General features: G+C 76.1%; 2 pseudogenes. Both read right to left on the minus strand.

Annotated features, from left to right (window positions below):
- Nucleotides 1–504: pseudogene (locus G5C51_RS42180) on the minus strand (hypothetical protein); the annotation flags it as partial.
- A 43-nt stretch (nucleotides 505–547) separates the two neighbouring features.
- Nucleotides 548–954, minus strand: a pseudogene (locus tag G5C51_RS42185) (hypothetical protein); the annotation flags it as partial.

The following is a 954-nucleotide window of genomic DNA, read 5'->3' on the forward strand; positions in this document are numbered from 1 at the left end:
GGCCTGGTGCGGGGGTTGGGCCTGCGGCGGCAGGTGGGGGTGCTGGGCCTGCGGCTCGCGCTGGAGGTGCGGGTGCGGCGACTGCTCCGGCGCGGCGGGGGCGTACGGCTGCGGCTCGGCCTGCAGGTGCGGGTGCGGCGACTGCCCCGGCTCGGCGGGCGGGTACGGCTGCGGCTGGGGCTGGGGCGACTGCCCCGGCTCGGCGGATGCGTACGGCTCCGGCTGGAACTGCGGCTGCTGCGGCTGCTCGTATTGCTGCGACTGCGGCGGCTGCTCGTACTGCTGCGGCCCCGCCCCCTGTCCGTACTCCCCCGCCTGCGGCGGAATCTGCACCGGCGGCAGCATCTGCGTCGACTCCGCGTCCAGCTCCTGCGGCTGCTCGGGACCCGCGCTCTGCTGCTGGTCGGGCAGTTCCTCAGCCGACGGCCCCCAGGGCTCGCCGCTGGCCGGCAGCACCACGCCCTCGTGGACGCGCGGCTCGCCGCCCTGTCCGCTGTGCGTCACCGGAACTCCTCGCATCGCCTACAAGTGCCTCAGTCGGCATACGCTACCCCCCGCGCACAGCCGCGGGCGACGGCCCCGTACCCCCGGTCCTGGCCAGGAATTCCTGCACAGCGGGCTCTTGCCCGTACGGCAGCAGCACCTGCGTGAGGTCCGCCACATACTGCGCGCCCCGCGCGGACCGCACCTGCTCGATCAGCTCCGCCGCCCGCGTCCCGGTCCGGCAGGCCCGCTCCACGTCCCGCTGCTCCGCCTGCGCCCTGGCCAGCAGCGCGAGCGTGATCCCGCGCCGCCTGACCCGGCCGTCGGGGTGCCCGGCGAGGGCCTCGGAGGCACGTTTTTCCGCTGCCGCCGGCTGTCCCAGATCGAGGTGGCAGTGCGCCAGTTCACCCGCCAGATACGCGCGGTCGAAGCGCGCCGCCCACGGCGGATCGCCGCCCCCGGCCCTGGCCC

Source organism: Streptomyces coryli, from assembly GCF_011044975.1.
In the GTDB taxonomy this organism is placed as follows: Bacteria; Actinomycetota; Actinomycetes; order Streptomycetales; family Streptomycetaceae; genus Streptomyces; species Streptomyces coryli.